Below are 318 nucleotides of genomic sequence, written 5' to 3' on the forward strand. Positions count from 1 at the left end.
GGGCCGACAAGATAAACTGATAAAACTGAAGAGTAACCCGCAAACGCGTAAGAAATGGCCAGAGTTAGAAGAAGAGGTTGTAGTACGTTTAATCTCGATAATCAAGGAGGGTAAGCAATACGATGTTCTCACCTCAATGGTTGACTCTATGCTTTATCCCAAATCAGATATAGTCGGTTTATATGGATACCGTTGGGAAATTGAACTGGGGTACCGAGAGCAAAAACAATACATGCTGGGTAACCGCCTTACACTGCGAAGCCGACTCCCAGAGCTCGTGAGACAAGAGCTCTGGGGAATACTACTGACATACAACTT

At 44.3% G+C, this 318-nt stretch carries 1 protein-coding gene; it reads left to right on the plus strand.

From position 1 onward, the window contains the following. On the plus strand, positions 1–318 hold a 318-nt coding region (locus AACR75_RS02765), incomplete at both ends, for a transposase (RefSeq protein ID WP_231564229.1).

Origin of the sequence: Vibrio sp. ZOR0018 (assembly GCF_963865925.1) — a bacterium.
Taxonomy (GTDB): domain Bacteria; phylum Pseudomonadota; class Gammaproteobacteria; order Enterobacterales; family Vibrionaceae; genus Vibrio; species Vibrio anguillarum.